At 39.1% G+C, this 16,609-nt stretch carries 12 protein-coding genes; 9 read left to right on the top strand and 3 right to left on the bottom strand.

Features of this window, described 5'->3' with window-relative positions; genetic code table 11:
• Positions 1–55: 55 nt before the first annotated feature.
• From DUT71_RS06395 to DUT71_RS06355, 9 genes are all read left to right on the top strand, one after another.
• Positions 56–889: an endonuclease/exonuclease/phosphatase family protein gene (locus DUT71_RS06395; RefSeq protein WP_113661716.1), complete on the top strand. Its 834-nt coding sequence runs from the start codon at positions 56–58 to the stop codon at positions 887–889.
• A 224-nt stretch (positions 890–1,113) separates the two neighbouring features.
• The gene (pheT, locus tag DUT71_RS06390; protein ID WP_113661715.1) at positions 1,114–3,615 is read left to right on the top strand and encodes a phenylalanine--tRNA ligase subunit beta; all 2,502 of its coding nucleotides are present in this window, start codon (positions 1,114–1,116) and stop codon (positions 3,613–3,615) included.
• A 120-nt stretch (positions 3,616–3,735) separates the two neighbouring features.
• Entirely contained in the window at positions 3,736–4,026 is a 291-nt protein-coding gene (locus tag DUT71_RS06385; RefSeq protein WP_113661714.1) for a hypothetical protein, read from the top strand.
• A 30-nt stretch (positions 4,027–4,056) separates the two neighbouring features.
• Positions 4,057–4,347, top strand: a complete 291-nt coding sequence (locus DUT71_RS06380) for a cell division protein ZapA (RefSeq protein ID WP_113661713.1) — start codon at positions 4,057–4,059, stop codon at positions 4,345–4,347.
• A 294-nt stretch (positions 4,348–4,641) separates the two neighbouring features.
• Complete coding sequence (gene rny / locus DUT71_RS06375) at positions 4,642–6,204, top strand: ribonuclease Y (protein ID WP_113661712.1); 1,563 nt, start codon at positions 4,642–4,644, stop codon at positions 6,202–6,204.
• Between the two features lie 176 nt (positions 6,205–6,380).
• Complete coding sequence (locus DUT71_RS06370; RefSeq protein ID WP_113661711.1) at positions 6,381–6,896, top strand: Mpo1 family 2-hydroxy fatty acid dioxygenase; 516 nt, start codon at positions 6,381–6,383, stop codon at positions 6,894–6,896.
• 123 nt (positions 6,897–7,019) lie between these two features.
• Positions 7,020–9,827 (top strand): TonB-dependent receptor, encoded by a 2,808-nt coding sequence (locus tag DUT71_RS06365; RefSeq protein WP_162795956.1) that lies wholly within the window; start codon positions 7,020–7,022, stop codon positions 9,825–9,827.
• An 89-nt stretch (positions 9,828–9,916) separates the two neighbouring features.
• On the top strand, positions 9,917–11,275 hold the full coding sequence (locus DUT71_RS06360) for a T9SS C-terminal target domain-containing protein (protein ID WP_113661709.1): 1,359 nt from the start codon (positions 9,917–9,919) through the stop codon (positions 11,273–11,275).
• A gap of 183 nt (positions 11,276–11,458) precedes the next feature.
• The gene (locus tag DUT71_RS06355) at positions 11,459–12,646 is read left to right on the top strand and encodes a M57 family metalloprotease (RefSeq protein WP_113661708.1); all 1,188 of its coding nucleotides are present in this window, start codon (positions 11,459–11,461) and stop codon (positions 12,644–12,646) included.
• Positions 12,647–13,194: 548 nt separating this feature from the next.
• Here the strand turns inward: DUT71_RS06355 and DUT71_RS06350 are convergent.
• From DUT71_RS06350 to DUT71_RS06340, 3 genes are all read right to left on the bottom strand, one after another.
• On the bottom strand, positions 13,195–13,707 hold the full coding sequence (locus tag DUT71_RS06350; protein WP_113661707.1) for an REP-associated tyrosine transposase: 513 nt from the start codon (positions 13,705–13,707) through the stop codon (positions 13,195–13,197).
• A 947-nt stretch (positions 13,708–14,654) separates the two neighbouring features.
• Entirely contained in the window at positions 14,655–15,137 is a 483-nt protein-coding gene (locus DUT71_RS06345; protein ID WP_113661706.1) for a hypothetical protein, read from the bottom strand.
• A 133-nt stretch (positions 15,138–15,270) separates the two neighbouring features.
• The gene (locus DUT71_RS06340; RefSeq protein ID WP_240186870.1) at positions 15,271–16,479 is read right to left on the bottom strand and encodes a hypothetical protein; all 1,209 of its coding nucleotides are present in this window, start codon (positions 16,477–16,479) and stop codon (positions 15,271–15,273) included.
• Positions 16,480–16,609 lie beyond the last annotated feature (130 nt).

Genomic DNA, 16,609 nt, shown 5'->3' with positions numbered 1-16,609 from the left:
ATTAATTGAAGCTTAATTTGTATTCTTTACATTTGGCGTGAAATTCGAAGAGAAAATGAAACAAATTATAGCAGTTCTTTTGTTGGCCTTGTTCAGTGTGCAGTTAAAAGCGCAAAAAGATAAAGCTTTAAACGTAATGACCTATAATATTAGGTACAGTACCGAGAAAGATGGTGTAAATGCCTGGAGCAAAAGAAAAGATCACGTAAAAGCTTTAGTGAAATTTCACGACGTGGATATTCTTTGTGCCCAGGAAGCCTTAGCCGAGCAGTTTGATGCTATTCTGGAAAATACTGATTTTGAGGCCGTAGGTGCAGGTCGTGACGATGGCTTGCGTAAAGGCGAGTTTTCGCCCATTTTCTACAATAAAAATAGATTTACTAAAAAAGACGGCGGTATATTTTGGCTGTCGCAAACCCCAAATGTTCCGAGCATAGGCTGGGATGCCATGTTTAATCGGGTTTGTACTTGGGTGCGTTTGTACGATAAACTCAACAAAAAGGAATTCTTGGTTTTCAATACCCATTATGACCACGTAGGCGTACAGGCCAGGATAGAATCGGCCAAGCTGATCAAGCAAAAAATACAGGAAATTGCCCCAAAGCTGCCGGTGGTTTATACGGGCGATTTAAACGTAACCCCCCAAACCGATGCCATTGCTACTATTAAATCATTTTTGAGCGACAGTAAAGAAGTGAGCGTAGAGCCGCCCTATGGGCCTGATGGCACTTTCAACGGTTTCAAGTTTGACAGCCCACTGAAAGACAGGATCGATTATATTTTTATCAACAAAGGTTTTAAAGTGCAGAAATATGGGGTGATCACAGATAGCAAAGACCAGCGTTATTTTTCAGATCACCTGCCCGTTTTTGCGAAATTGTTTTTTTAAGGCAATTTTATGGACAGGGCCTACGAAGTTCTTAAAGCCTCGTAAGTCTGGACTGGAAAAAATTAAATCGTAAAGCCAAACTTTGCAAGTGTAAAAAAGCTGAACTTCGTGGTCCCCATTCCTTCGGCTTTAGCTTTATAAATAATATCTTTGCATTTTATTTTTTAGACCTGAGTATGCCAACAATGTTTGGATACGCAATACTAAATACCTGATACTCCAAAATGAAAATATCATATAGCTGGCTTAAACAATTCATACAAACTGATAAAACCCCTGAGGAAATTTCTCTGATCCTTACCAATATAGGCTTAGAGGTTGAAAGCCTAGAGAAAGTGCAAACCATTCCAGGTGGGCTGGAAGGCTTGGTAATTGGATATGTTGAAGAGCGCATACAGCACCCCAATGCCGATAGATTAAGTGTAACCAAGGTGAACGTTGGCGGGCCAGAGCTGTTGCAAATTGTTTGCGGAGCGCCAAACGTAGCCGCCGGACAAAAAGTAGTGGTGGCTACTGTGGGTACCACGGTACACCCAAATGATGGCGAGCCTTTTAAAATCAATAAATCAAAAATTAGGGGCGAGGTTTCCGAAGGCATGATCTGTGCCGAAGATGAAATTGGTTTGGGTGGCTCACATGCAGGAATTATGGTACTGTCGGCAGACGCACCTGTGGGGCTTGAAGCCAAAAAATATTTTAACGTAAACGATGACTATCTGTTTGAAATTGGTTTGACACCAAATCGTGCCGATGCGGCATCTCATTTAGGTGTAGCCAGAGATTTAGTGGCAGCGTTTAATCATCACGGTTACACTATCCGTAATATGAAAGGTAGTGTAGACAGAGATTTTGAAATTCAAGCGGCAAGGCCAATATCTGCGGAAGAGCTATTCGGGCAAATTGATCATCAATTGATCATGCCCGATGTTTCTGCCTTTAAAACCGACAACGAAAACTTAAATATAGCGGTAGCGGTAGAAGCTGCCGATGCCTGCCCACGCTATAGCAGCGTAAGCATTAGCGGCGTAACCGTAAAACCATCTCCTGATTGGCTAAAAGATAAGCTGAAAGTGATTGGCCTACGTCCAATTAACAATATTGTGGATGCTACCAATTATGTATTGCATGAACTGGGCCAGCCCTTACATGCTTTTGACGCCGACCAGATTGCAGGCAAAAAAATCGTCGTGAAAAAATGCGCAGAAGGCACACCATTCACCACTTTAGATAACGTAGAGCGCAAGCTTTCTGCAGAAGACCTGATGATTTGCGATGCCGAAAAACCTTTGTGTATTGCTGGGGTGTTTGGCGGAATTGGATCAGGTGTAACGGAGCAAACCACTAATATCTTTTTAGAAAGTGCCTACTTCAATGCCGTATCGGTACGTAAAACCTCTAAAAGGCATGCCTTAAAAACCGATGCCTCTTTCCGCTTTGAACGTGGAACCGATCCAGAAATGACAGTTTTTGCCCTTAAGCGTGCAGCTTTGTTGATCAAGGAAATTGCCGGCGGCCAAATCTCATCAGCTATTTCAGATCTATATCCCGTAAAAGCCAAGCCATTTGAGGTAACTATCAAATACCAAAATGTGAGCGATCTGATAGGGCAGGACATCCCTAATGCGCAGATCAAGGAAATTATTGCTGCATTGGGAATTGGCATTGCAGCAGAAACTGCCGAAGGATTGGATTTGCGAGTGCCGGCCTATAAGGTTGATGTAACCCGCGAGTGCGACATTACAGAGGAAGTACTGCGTATTTACGGGTATAACAATATCCATATCCCATCAAAAGTGAATGCCTCACTGGCCTACACCGTGAAGCCCAACAAGGAAAATATCCAAAACTTGGTGGCCGATATGCTTACCGCCAATGGCTTTATCGAAATTTGGTGCAATTCGCTCACTCGTTTGGCCAACTCAAAAAATGAGGCAGAGGCCGTACAGATTTTAAATCCGTTGAGTTCTGACTTAAATGCCATGCGCCAAAGCTTGTTGCAGCCGGCCCTGGAAAGTGTAGCCTATAATGTTAACCGTAGAAATGCAGATATCAAGTTTTATGAATTCGGTAAAACGTACCATCTCATCAACGAAGCATATGTAGAGCGTCCACGATTGTTGCTGGTGCTAAGCGGCGCCAAACAGGGCGAGCAATGGAACCAACAATCCACACCGGCTACTTTCTATAACTTAAAGGCGGCGGTAGACGCTGTGGTGAACCGCTTAGGTTTGGCCAACTACCAAACAGACGAAATCAGTGACGAAAACTTTGCCTATGGCCTTAAATATTTTAGGGGTGATAAAACCTTGGTGAGTTTTGGTGCCGTAACCACGGCAGATAAAAAGAAAGCTGGTTTAACCAAAGATATTTTCTATGCCGATTTTGATTGGGCCTTTGTATTGGATGCTTTAAAGAAAAACAAGATCATCAACAAGGAAGTGCCAAAATATCCGGCTGTAAGAAGAGATCTGTCGCTATTGGTAGATCAGGCCATTACTTTTGATCAATTAAAAACCATCGCCTTTAAAGCCGAACGCAAATTGGTTAAAAATGTGCAGGTGTTTGATGTTTATCAGGGAGATAAATTGCCCGAGGGAAAAAAATCTTATGCCCTAAATTTTACCTTGCAGGATGAGGAGCAGACTTTGACTGATAAGCAGATCGATGCAATTATGCAAAAGATTATTGCTAACTTAGCCCAAACTGCCAACGCAGAGATAAGATAAAATAAGTTAAAAGTAGAAAGTTTAAGGCTAAAAGTTGAAAGTTATGAGGGGAAATTTGGCTAACATCTAGATATCCAGAGCTCATAACTCATCACCTATAACTCACAACCCGATAAAAAAATGGCTGCTGTAGTAGATCAACTCAATAGTGTACTGCAAAAAACAGATAGATTGATTGCCCTTTGTCATGCCCTACAAGAAGAAAATGAACTTCTGAAGGCAGAAAATAAGCAGCAAAAACAAGCTTTAGAGGTGGCCAAAGGCACACAGTTAGAGCTAGATGAGAAAATTAGGGTGCTCAAATTAGCGAAGAGTATTGAAGGAACAAGTGAAAAGACACTTGATATAAAGCAAAAAATTAACGAATTTGTGCGTGAAATTGATAAGTGTGTAGTATTGCTTAAAAAATAAGCATACGGATTAATTGAAACAAAGCTAAAAATGGGAGAAATCTCGATTAAAATAACTATCGCCGACCGCATTTACCCCCTAAAGGTAAGTATGGAAGAAGAGGAAATTGTGAGACGAGCGGCAAAGATTATCAACGAGCGCATCAAAGACTATCAGGAAAATTATGCGGTTAGAGATAAGCAAGACTTGTTGTCAATGGCGGTATTGCACTATGCCACGGCAGTTTTAAAAGCCGAGCATAAGGTACACAGCCAAGATACCACGGTTGCCGATAAGGTAGAGGAATTGGATAGTTTATTGAACGGGTTTTTCGCTAAATAAAAAAAGTTCTTTATTAACCTCATGGGGCATATTTCCCTAGGTTTACTATAGCTATAATTTGGCCGTGGCTAAATTTTTATGTTTCATTTAATTTGCACCAATCAAACGGTAAAGGAACATTAAATTTAGCTACGGCTTTTTTTTTACGAAGAATATAGATGGCCTAAAAACCATCGCTAAACAAACAACAAACCCTGGATCCCTCAGCAATGGTGGTTCCATAAAACAACAGCGGACAATGGGCCCCTCGTTTTTTACGACAGGTACCATTGCCCTTAAAACACCAAAAGTACAATGGAAATATTAGGAATAGTAGGATGCATACTCGCCAGCTTAATTGTTGGTGTGGTCATTGGCAGGTACCTGCTGCGTAACCTCCTGAAGCAGCAGGAAGTGGCAGCTCAGGCAAAGGCGAAAAAGATCTTGAAAGATGCCGAAAACAATGCCGAGATCTTAAAGAAAAACAAATTATTAGAAGCGAAGGAGAAATTCCTGCAATTAAAAAGTGAGCACGAGCAACAAGTACAAAGCCGCAATAGCGAAGTTGCCCAACGTGAAAACACCATCAAACAAAAAGAACAATCGCTTAACCAGCGTTTGGAAAATGTGAGTAGAAAAGAACAGGAGTTAGATAAGCAAAAAGATAACTTCGAGAAGCAAACCGCCCTTGCCGTTAAAAAACAGGAAGAAGTGGATGTGCTGAAAAATCAGCATGTGCAGCAATTGGAAACCATTGCTGGTTTAAGTGCTGAGGAAGCCAAGAACCAATTGGTGGAAAATATGAAGTCGGAAGCCCGCTCGCAGGCCCTGATGCAAGTGAAGGACATTGTTGACGAGGCCAAGCTTACCGCCAGCAAAGAAGCCAAAAAAGTGGTGATACAAACCATCCAGCGCACCGCCGCCGAAGCTGCTATCGAAAACTCGGTGTCTATTTTCCATATCGATAACGACGAAATCAAAGGTCGTGTGATTGGTAGGGAAGGACGTAACATCCGTGCACTGGAAGCGGCAACAGGTATCGAGATCATTGTGGATGATACTCCCGAAGCCATTATCCTTTCGGGCTTTGATCCGGTAAGAAGAGAAATTGCCCGTTTGGCCCTGCACCGCCTGGTAACTGATGGCCGTATCCACCCGGCCCGTATCGAGGAGATTGTGGCCAAAACCAAAAAACAGATCGAGGACGAAATTATCGAGATCGGTGAGCGTACCGTCATTGATTTGGGCATCCACGGTTTGCACCCTGAACTGATCAGGATGGTAGGCCGTATGCGCTACCGTTCATCATACGGACAAAACCTGTTACAGCACTCACGCGAGGTGGCTAATTTCTGTGCTACCATGGCCGCTGAACTGGGCTTAAACGCTAAGTTGGCCAAACGTGCCGGTCTTTTGCACGATATTGGTAAAGTGCCTGATGATAATCCAGAATTGCCACACGCTATTTTGGGGATGCAATTGGCCGAAAAATATAAAGAGCATCCGGAAGTTTGCAACGCTATTGGTGCCCACCACGACGAAATTGAGATGACCTCGATGATTTCGCCAATCATCCAGGCCTGCGACTCTATTTCAGGTGCCCGCCCGGGAGCCCGCCGTGAAGTGGTAGAAAGCTACATCAAGCGTTTGAAAGAACTTGAAGAACTGGCTTTGTCATATCCGGGCGTAGAAAAAACTTTTGCCATCCAAGCAGGTAGAGAACTGCGTGTAGTGGTTGAAAGTGAAAGGGTAAGCGACCAACAGGCAGAATTGCTGGCGGCAGATATCTCTAACCGTATCCAAACCGAAATGACCTACCCAGGCCAAATCAAGGTAACGGTAATTAGAGAAACCCGTTCGGTAGCCTTTGCGAAGTAGTTTTGTGATTACACCGATTTCGGGATTACACGGATTAATAGTTCCGTCATTGCGAGGTACGAAGCAATCTTAAAGCGATTTGCAATTCGCAAGTGTGGCTTCTAAAAGATACTAAAACTAAAAGCGATAGATTTCTATCGCTTTTCTTATTTTTATCATTCCAAAAAACACCAGATATGAATAAAACTGCACCAGCCCCAGCAAAAAAGCCAGTAGACATTTTATTTGATAAATATGCCGAAAGCCACCAAAATGGTACCAATAAACTCATCCATTGGATTTGTGTGCCCCTCATTGTATTTAGCTTATTGGGCTTGGTTTGGTTAATCCCATTTCCGCAGTTATCTTTTTTGGGCCAGTACCAAACTTTCTTTAATTGGGCATCATTTCTAATTGCCTTTGCCATGTACTATTATTTTACGCTGTCGCCAACCTTGTTCTTTATGATGATCTGGATCATAGCAGGCATGAGCTACGGCATTGTACAAATTGAGATGTGGGAGAAATACCATAACGGCCCAGCAGCTTGGATCATCTTTTTGGCCATTTTTGTGCTGGCCTGGATAGGGCAGTTCATTGGTCATAAAATAGAAGGCAAAAAGCCTTCATTTTTAGAAGATGTTAAGTTTTTGTTAATTGGCCCAATTTGGTTATTGCACTTTATATGCAAAAAAATCGGCTTAAAATATTAATACAAAAGCGTTACCAATAGGCTTTAACAATTTGTTAACCTAGTGGTAAACAAATGGTAATTTCGAGCTAACACGAAGCTAACATTGTGGTAATAGTTTTGCCCTAATTAAAAATAAGGCAAATTGAAATCACAATTAACTCTAAAGAAAACACTACTAACCATCATGTTTGCGTTAGCCAGTGCGCTTGTTTTCGCTCAGGGAACAGGAAAAATTTCAGGAACTGTAACGGATGCTAAAACAGGAGAAACCCTTATTGGTGTTTCTGTAAAAATTTCAGGAACTAATAAAGGTGTAGGCACTGATGTGGAAGGAAAATATGTGTTGGGTGGTTTAGCTTCTGGTAAATATCTAATAGAAGTATCTTACATTAGTTATGCAACAAAGAAAATTGCAGAGGTAGAAGTCACAAGCGGAGCGGTTACTACATTAAATGTGAGCTTGGAAGAATCTTCTTCTCAAACCCTTAATCAAGTAGTTATTACTGGTAACTATAAGCAGGAATCAGTAAATTCCCTACTTCTTCAACAAAAAAATAGTGCTAGGATTTCCAGCGGTATCTCAGCGGAATTAATTAAAAGATCTCCAGATAGAAATACTTCTGAAGTTCTAAAACGCGTAAGCGGTGCAAGTATCCAAAACAATAAATTTGTTGTTATTAGAGGTTTGGCAGATCGTTATAACACCTCTATGTTAAACAACTCATTGTTGCCATCTACGGAGCCAGACAAGAAAGCTTTTTCTTTTGATATCATCCCCGCAAACTTAATTGATAATCTAGTTATTCATAAAACGGCCTCACCAGATTTACCGGGAGATTTCGCAGGAGGTATTGTTCAAGTAATTACTAAAGATGTTCCAGATCAAGATTTCTTGAACTTTACAACAAGCTTTGGTTATAACACACAATCAACGTTTAAGGATTTCTTAGGTAATAGCAGAGGTAAATACGATTATCTTAGTTTTACAGATGGTAGTAGAAATCTTCCATCTACTTTCCCAGGTTCATTCCAAGAATACAATCCTTTAAGTACGTCTCAAAAGGCACAATTATCTAAGCAACTTTCTAACCCATATGCGGAGAAAACGTATACCGCTTTACCATCTCAAAACCATCAAATTAGTTATGGTAAACGTATAGATTTTAAAAATGGAGGTTCTTTGGGTAGTGTTGTTTCGCTTTCTTATAGAAATGGACAAAATATCAACCCTGTTCAGCGTAATGACTATCAAAATGATTTTAGAGATGTTTATTACGATTATGATGATTCTCAATACGTATTTAATACTAGTGTAGGCGTATTAGCTAATATTACTTATAAAAAAGGTAAGAGTAAATTGAGCTTTAAAAACCTATTTAATAATGTATTTGACGAGACTTATACAGATAGGACGGGTTTCAATACTAATATTGACGCTAACTTGCGTTTCAATAACTCAGATTTAACAAAGAAAACTATTTATAATACGCAATTAGAAGGTGACCATCAGTTTGGTAAAGCTGATCAAAAGCTCAACTGGAATGTAAGTTACTCGCTAATTAATAGAACTCAGCCTGATTTAAGATCTATTTATTATCGTCAAATAGGTGGACCTAACTCTGATACATATAACGTAGTGGATAGAAACAGTAGGAGGTTCTACTCTTCTTTAAAAGAAGACAATTTTTCAGGTCAGGTAAATTATTCACTTCCTTTTAATTTTCTTTCGAAGAAAAGTACTTTTAAGACTGGTTTGTTAAGTATGTACAAAACTAGAGACTTTGATGCTAGGATTTTTAACTACTTGTTTAACTCTTCTGGTTCAGCAAGCATGGATGATTATTTGTTGAGTTTGCCAAAAGGATCAATTTTTGCGCCAGAAAACATTAACGCTACGGGAGGCTTTATCCTGAGTGATTTTACCAGTAACACTGATTCATATCAAGCACAAACTTTGTTGAATTCAGGTTATTTGATGTTAGATAATAAGTTAGGAGAAAAATCTAGATTAGTATGGGGAGCTAGGATTGAAAACTACTACCAAAATATTGATTACACAGACCTAAGTGGTACTGCTAGAAGTTTTGATCAAACTTTTACGGATATATTACCATCTATAAATTATACCTACGCTATTACCGATAAGAGTAATTTCCGTGCGTCGGTTTCAAGAACAGTATCTAGACCAGAACTGAGAGAGCTTGCTCCATTTGCATTTTACGATTTCGTAGCGCAGACTTCTACATTGGGTAATCCTAAGTTAGAAAGAGGTACAATTAATAATGCAGATTTGAGATATGAAATTTACCCTAAAGCGGGAGAAACCCTAACTTTTTCGGTTTTTTATAAAGACTTTAATAATGCAATAGAACAGACATTAGATGAGGGTGGAACTCCAGAAAGAAGACAAATCAATTTTACAAATGTTGGAGAGGCATCTTCTTATGGGGTAGAACTGGATTTTAGAAAGAGATTAGATGTTATTGATGGCCTATTCTTTAGAGATTTGACTGCATTTGCAAATGCAAGCTATATTAAATCAAAAGTACAGCTTAGCTCATTGGGATTAGATGCAAGACCTTTACAAGGGCAGTCTCCATATTTAATCAACGCAGGATTACAATACGCAAATGATAAGAGTGGTGTTTCAGTAACGGCATTATACAATAGAATTGGCGAGCGTATCGCATTGGTTGGAAACTCATTGATTCCAAATATTTGGGAGAACTCTAGAAACGTAATTGATTTCCAAATTAGCAAGAAGTTAATAAAGAATAGAGCCGAATTGAAACTTAACATTGGAGATGTATTGAACCAAAAAAGTATATTCTATTTGAATATGGATGATAAAAATGGCTATAATCCAAATATCGACAAGCAATATACCTCAACTCGTTTCGGCACAAACTTTACATTGGGTTTCAACTACAATTTTTCTTTAGGGAAATAGAATTAATGTAGTCAATCGTTAAGGAAATCTTAATGTGTTGATAATCTATACGTAACATACACGAAATAACTTTACAAAAAAATAAAAACATGAAATTAAAACACTCTATTGTGGCAGTATTGATGACTGCAGTTGCTTTTACCGCTTGTAAAAAGAACAATAACGGCGATGGAACAACAGGTACTATCGAGATTACTAATGGTGGAAACTTAACTGGTACTTTTAAGAAGGATCAACACGTAGTGGTAAGAAAAGGTACAATTACGCTAACAGGTTACACTTATTTCGAAGAAGGATCTTCGTTGACTATTGAACCTGGAACTATTATTAAATCAAGTACTAGTAATAAAGGTGCTTTGATCATGGAAAGAGGTTCTAAGATTATGGCAGAAGGTACTGCTCAATCTCCAATTGTATTTACTTCTGGTAGACCAGCAGGTCAAAGAACGCCAGGTGATTGGGGTGGAATTATCCTTTTGGGTAGAGCTACTGTAAATGCGAACAATCCAACTATTGAAGGTGGAGTTGGTAGACAATACGGAGGCACTATTGATAACGATAACTCTGGTAGCTTAAAATATATCAGAATTGAGTTCGCTGGTATCGCTGCAGAACCTAATTCAGAAATTAATGGATTAACTTTAGGTGGTGTTGGTTCAGGAACTACTATTGAACACATTATGGTAGCTTATGGTAACGACGATGCTTTTGAGTTCTTTGGTGGAACTGTAAATGCAAAATATCTAATCGCTTACGCTACGGCTGATGATGATTTTGATTTTGATAATGGTTATAAAGGTAAAATCCAATTCGCTGTATCATTGAGAGATCCCGAGTTTGTTGATGGTGGCGATGCTGGTAACGGTATTGAGTGTGATAATAACTCTAGCGGTTCTGATGCTTTGCCTAGAACTAGACCAAACCTTTCAAATTTCACAATTTTAGGTCCTAATGGTGCCGCTAATACAGCTGCGAACCATAACTTTGCAAATAGATTCAGAAGAAATACAGCTTTTATCCTTAACAACTCAATTTTGTTAGGTCATCCAGATGGTGGTTTATCTTTAGAATCTAACGGTACTTACAATGCATTTATCGATGGTACTTCTCAATTCAAAAACAATATCCTTTACGCTTTGGCTGCTCCTTTCAAATTAGGTAGTGATGTTACTGTTGCAGGTGCTTCTGCAACTGCAATTGAAACTAAAGCAACTACTGATGGAACTGTAAAATTAACTTCATCAGCAGGTGCTGGACTTACAGACGCTTTCAGTTTAACTAATCCTAACTTCTTGCCAGCTGCTGGTTCAATCGCTTTAACAGGTGCCGCCTTCACTGGAGATCAAAATGATTCATTCTTTGAGAAGGTAGCTTTTAAAGGTGCATTTGGTGCTACAAACTGGACTACTGGTTGGGCTAGTTGGACACCTAAAACTAACGTTTACTAGTCGTTATAAAATTATATGTGTGAGAAACCCCGGGGCATTGCCTCGGGGTTTTTTGTTTACAAATAAGTTATGTTAAGCTCATGTTAACACTTAAAACCATAGGTTTTATAGTTTTTCTAAATCCCTGAAATATGTTAATGTGCCTTTAACTTCTTGTTGATGATAGGCCGTTAACTTGTTGTTATGAAAAATAAAAATTTAACGTTTCTTAAAATCACAATGGTTGTGGTTTTAGGAGTTGCAACGGTTACCGGTTGCAAGAAAAGTCAAGAAGATTTTAACATTAACGAGAAAAAAACAGATAAAGATCTTTACAATACCCTGTTAAAGACAGGCGTAAAAAAACAAAACATTGTTGAAGTAGATGAATATTATGTCGTTGAGGGAGATATTTTATTTAAGAAAAATAAAACTGATTTGAAAAAAGTTATTGAATATTTTAATTTTTTAGAAAATGCTAACAATGAGCTGATATCTTTAAATAAAATCCAATCGACCCGTGATATTCCACAGAAGATTGCTCAATGGCAGAGTCCCGGATCAGTCTCTAATTGGAATGTAGAAAGAATTTATATTCAAAATACAACTTATCTAAGTTACCAAATTATACATGCTGCTTTCGGAAACTGGGCAAATGTGGAGAACTGTAAAATTAATTTCTATGGTTTTGCAGCAAAAGAAGTTCCAAATGAAAATTCGATTAAAGTAGTAGCCAATAATAATATCTCTGCTTATGCTAGTGCTGGTTTCCCTAATTCAGATCAGCCATATTATCAGATATTCGTTAATATGAACCTATTCAACACATTAAGCGATGCGCAAAAAATCTATATTTTAACTCATGAGATTGGCCATTGTTTGGGCTTAAGACATTCAGATTTACTTACAAACGGGGAAGGTAGTGGCAACGCTACGCAGATACCAGGAACACCAGCCAATGACTACTATTCAATAATGAATTCTGGAAGCTATCATTCCTATGTTCCGTCATTTAGCAGTATGGCTTACTATGACAAAGTTGCGGTTCAATATCTCTATCCTTTAAATTTATATGATAATTGGATCACTTATCCTTCAGGTAAGTATCCAAATATCGAATTGTTTACTTATGACTTTAATCAAAATATAGAAATTAAGTGGAATAAAGACTTAGTCCAAACGTCTGGAGTTAAATTAGAGCTTTATCAAAATAATCAAATGATCCATGTAATAGGTAATAATATCCCTAATACTGGTAGTTACTCTTACCCCTTTAATAAATATGCGACACCTACTTCTAATTATATATTTGACACATATTTAAAAATTACTTCTGTGGATAATCCCAATATTTTTGATTTTTCCCCACTATTCAGAAGTTGGTATGATTAACAGCTTTTTTCCCTTTCCCCTCTAGTTGGTGTTATCACCAACCATTTGCCTTCTATAGCGATAAAGCATGGCCGCCAAACCTATCAACTTGAGCTGTTTAGTTGACTAGCAGAGATATGTAGTTGGTGATAACACCAACCATAAGGGTGTGAGGTGTTCGAAACATTGAAGGGGATAACAGCTTTTTTCCCTTTCCCCTCTGGTTGGTGTTATCACCAACCATTGTACACTATAAACAAGGCCCCCAAGCTTTCAATCTAGGGCTCGCTAGTTGTTTGGTTGATTACTAGCGGTATGTGATTGGTGATAACACCAACCACAGGATTAAAAGCCTATAGGTAATTCCTTTGGGCTTTTTACACTTCCCCTCTGGTTGGTGTTATCACCAACCATTTTTTGCCTTCTAAAAGGTGTACGTAAAATCAAAAAAGGTCTTCGAAACATTTTTCCTCTGGATGGTATTGTCACCAGCCAGAGGTTTAAATGTGGTTGGTGATAACACCAACAGGAAAATGGTATTGTCACCAACCACAGGGGAAACGCCTTCCTTAATAAATATGCTCCATGTAATGCGTTAAAAAGGTAGATTTCTCCAGACCCTCGTAAAATCTAGCCGAAGAGTATTGATAATCTAAAGGTGAGGTAGATAATTTCTTTTTAACCGGATTGTAATGTATATAATCTAGTTTTTGGGCTACAATATTTCTGTTGTTCATAGTAGCTTGATACGGCCTTCGTTCCCAAAAATGATATTTTCGATCCGACTGTGAGCTTTTATACTTGGTCAGTTCTCCAGGATGATTGGCCATCAGGTTAAACTTAATCTGCTGTGCCGTGAACTTTAAAAAGATTTGGGCGATGTTTTTGTCTATCCAGGCATCTTGTTTGCGCCAAAGTAAATGGATATGGTTAGGCATAATCACATAGCCGTACAGCCATATCCTATTGTCATTAACTAAAAATTCTAGACTAGAAAGGATCACTTGTTTATGTTGATCTGGTTCGAGTAAGTTTTGCCAGTTAAGGCATGTAGCCGTGAAGAAATCAATGTCTCCGTTCATATGCTGTATGTTAATTTGGTTTTTCTATTTCTTCCTCTGGTTGGTGTTATCACCAACCATTTGTTTTACACTATAAGCAGGGCGGCAAAGCTTGCAGTCTTGAGCTCGTTGCGGTTTAATTAACTGGTAGTGGTTTGTGGTCGGTGATAACACCAACCACAGGGCAGCACCAACCACAGGGGTAATGTCGCCTTTCATAAGCTTTTGTTAATTTGGTTTTTCTATCTTCCTCTGGTTGGTGATAACACCAACCATTTTTGTTTTACACTATAAGCAGGGCGGCAAAGCTTGCAGTCTTGAGCTCGTTGCGGTTTAATTAACTGGTAGTGGTTTGTGGTCGGTGATAACACCAACCACAGGGCAGCACCAACCACAGGGGTAATGTCGCCTTTCATAAGCTTTTGTTAATTTGGTTTTTCTATCTTCCTCTGGTTGGTGATAACACCAACCATTTTTGTTTTACACTATAAGCAGGGCGGCAAAGCTTGCAGTCTTGAGCTCGTTGCGGTTTAATTAACTGGTAGTGGTTTGTGGTCGGTGATAACACCAACCACAGGGCAACACCAACCACAGGGCAAACAACGATAGGCATACATTGCACCTCCGAGGAGAAAATTGCACCTCGAAGGAGAAACTTTGGTGCTCCGAGGAGAAATAATGGACCTTGGAGGAGAATCATAGCTCCTTTAAGGAGAAACATTGGTCTTCGGAGGAGAAATAATAGACCTCAGAGGAGCAACATTACACCGATGAGGAGATATTTTGTACCTCCGAAGAGAAACATTGCCCCTCGAAGGAAAAAAATTGAACCTTGGAGATGAAACGACTGACCTTAGAAGGTGTAGTAGGTTTGTTAGAATACACAAATAGAAAGAAGCAAAATAAATTTTACTCGCATATTAAAAGAGGACCTCTATAACGAAGTCCTCTTTTAAGTTTAGCACAAATTAAAGGTCTGAAGAATCTTTTGCCTTCTTGGTCCTTCCAGGATAGCGTTGTTTCAAATCATCATAAATAGCTTGTGCACCAGGCTCGTTAGACCTGGCAGCGCCTTTAACAGAATGATAAAACATAAGTGCTCCAGCATAAGCCTCGCTGCCCGCTACCATGGTTACATCTTCTACTGCACGTAGCGAAGTCAGCAATTTTTGCTCAATTACATAAAGGTCACTACTCAGTTTGTAATCTTTTTGCGCTTCAGCAAGATCTAAAAAATTGGGTGTTAGTTTTGGATTTTGCTGCGCATACTCTAGTGCTTTTTGTACAAAAGCTAAGGTTTTGTCCCCCATTTTTCGCATGTCAGATCGCTCTTCGTTGGTAAGGTTAATGATGAGCACATGCGATAGCGCTGTTTTTAATGCTTCGATGCTACTGATTGCTGCCGCGGCTTGCTCGGGAGTAATAACTTCCGAAATTCGATTGTCTTTCATAGTCATAATGATTTATTTATATATGTAAAACTATAAAATAAATCATTATAATACTAATAATCAGTTAATTACAACTTTTTTGAGTGTTTGTTGCTGAGATATGGGACGGCATTAACTAAACAATCATTACAGTTTAACGCGAATGTGGCTGGTAAGCATAAACCACCTCATATTGCTGCTTTTTCAGATCATCAGCAATTTCACCCACCTTTAGGTTCTTCTTTTGAGGAGTAGGTTCGCACACGCTGTAAGCTTTTCCATTATAATAAATGGCCTCGCCAACAGGTTTGTCAAAAGCTACGGCCATGGTAATGTGCGTAGGGTAAAGCAGGGCAATCATGGGTAGGTTATAAATTTCCTTTACCAGAAAGAAAAACAAGGCCGCACGGTCATCGCAATCACTTTGATCGTTTAAAAGCGTTTGCTCGGGCGAGAACCTTTTTTCCTTGCCCAGTAAAGCCTCATCATCCTCGTATAAAAAAGCATAGCGGGTAAACTGCATCAAATAATCAACGCCCTTTTTGGTCGACATTTTCTTCACGTTTTCCTTCAATATCGGAATCAGCGATTGATAGGTTTCCCTACTTAGCGGAATATTGAAATACGTTTCAAAATCAACCACTGGATAATTGGCAAAAATACGGGACACCTCGGTGTTCACCTTTACATTAAAATGGTAGGCCTTATGCTTGTAATTAAAGGCGATTTGTTTTTCCTGGTAATCCTCGGGTTTAAAATCGGGCATTTTAGTTACCTTATAGCTAAAATCATTTTTGGCTTCGGCAACGTCAATTTTAACGGGAATATAAGTATCAGCCTTTTTAAATAGTTTTTGGTAGTCGTGATAGTTCAGGCACATGTACTTGTTGCCATCGATCATAAAATAAGGAATGTCTGAAATGTCCTCGTCGCACTTCACGTAAAAAATAATCTGGTTATCGCCAATGGCAAGCCTGGCATCGTAACCAGATTTTACCATCAGGTACCATTTATATAAGGTATAGCTTGGATAGTTTTTGGCCTTTGGACTTAACTGCTCGGCGGTTTTTCTGATGAGTTGGTAGTACAGCCAATCATTAAGTTGGTACTGCTTACGGTAGTTCTGTAATGCCGCAATCAAATCGCTGCTATGCGCACGTTCCAATTGCTGGTAATACTGTTGGATATGCTTGGCCGAAAGTTCGCCAGTGAAGTTGCGTTGCAATAAAGTATCGACCTGAAAATTGAAAGTACCCTCATAAAAATCAAAACTATATCGCTGTGCCTTTACGCTAGAGAAAGCGCCTATATTGATCAGCAAAGCTGACAAATAAAGCAGGCTATATTTTTTGAAGCAGTACATATTATTAATATTGGCTTAACATTAAATTTAAACAATATTAACATGATAATGGCAACAATTTTTGGAAAAAAAGATGGTTTTTACCCGAATTTGATTTTTGCTGTTAAGCCAATATAAAATATGCTAGGTT

It is taken from the genome of Pedobacter nanyangensis, assembly GCF_003313505.1.
In the GTDB taxonomy this organism is placed as follows: domain Bacteria; phylum Bacteroidota; class Bacteroidia; order Sphingobacteriales; family Sphingobacteriaceae; genus Pedobacter; species Pedobacter nanyangensis.
Note: the sequence above shows the minus strand (reverse complement) of the source record. Positions and strands in the feature narration are given on the sequence as shown.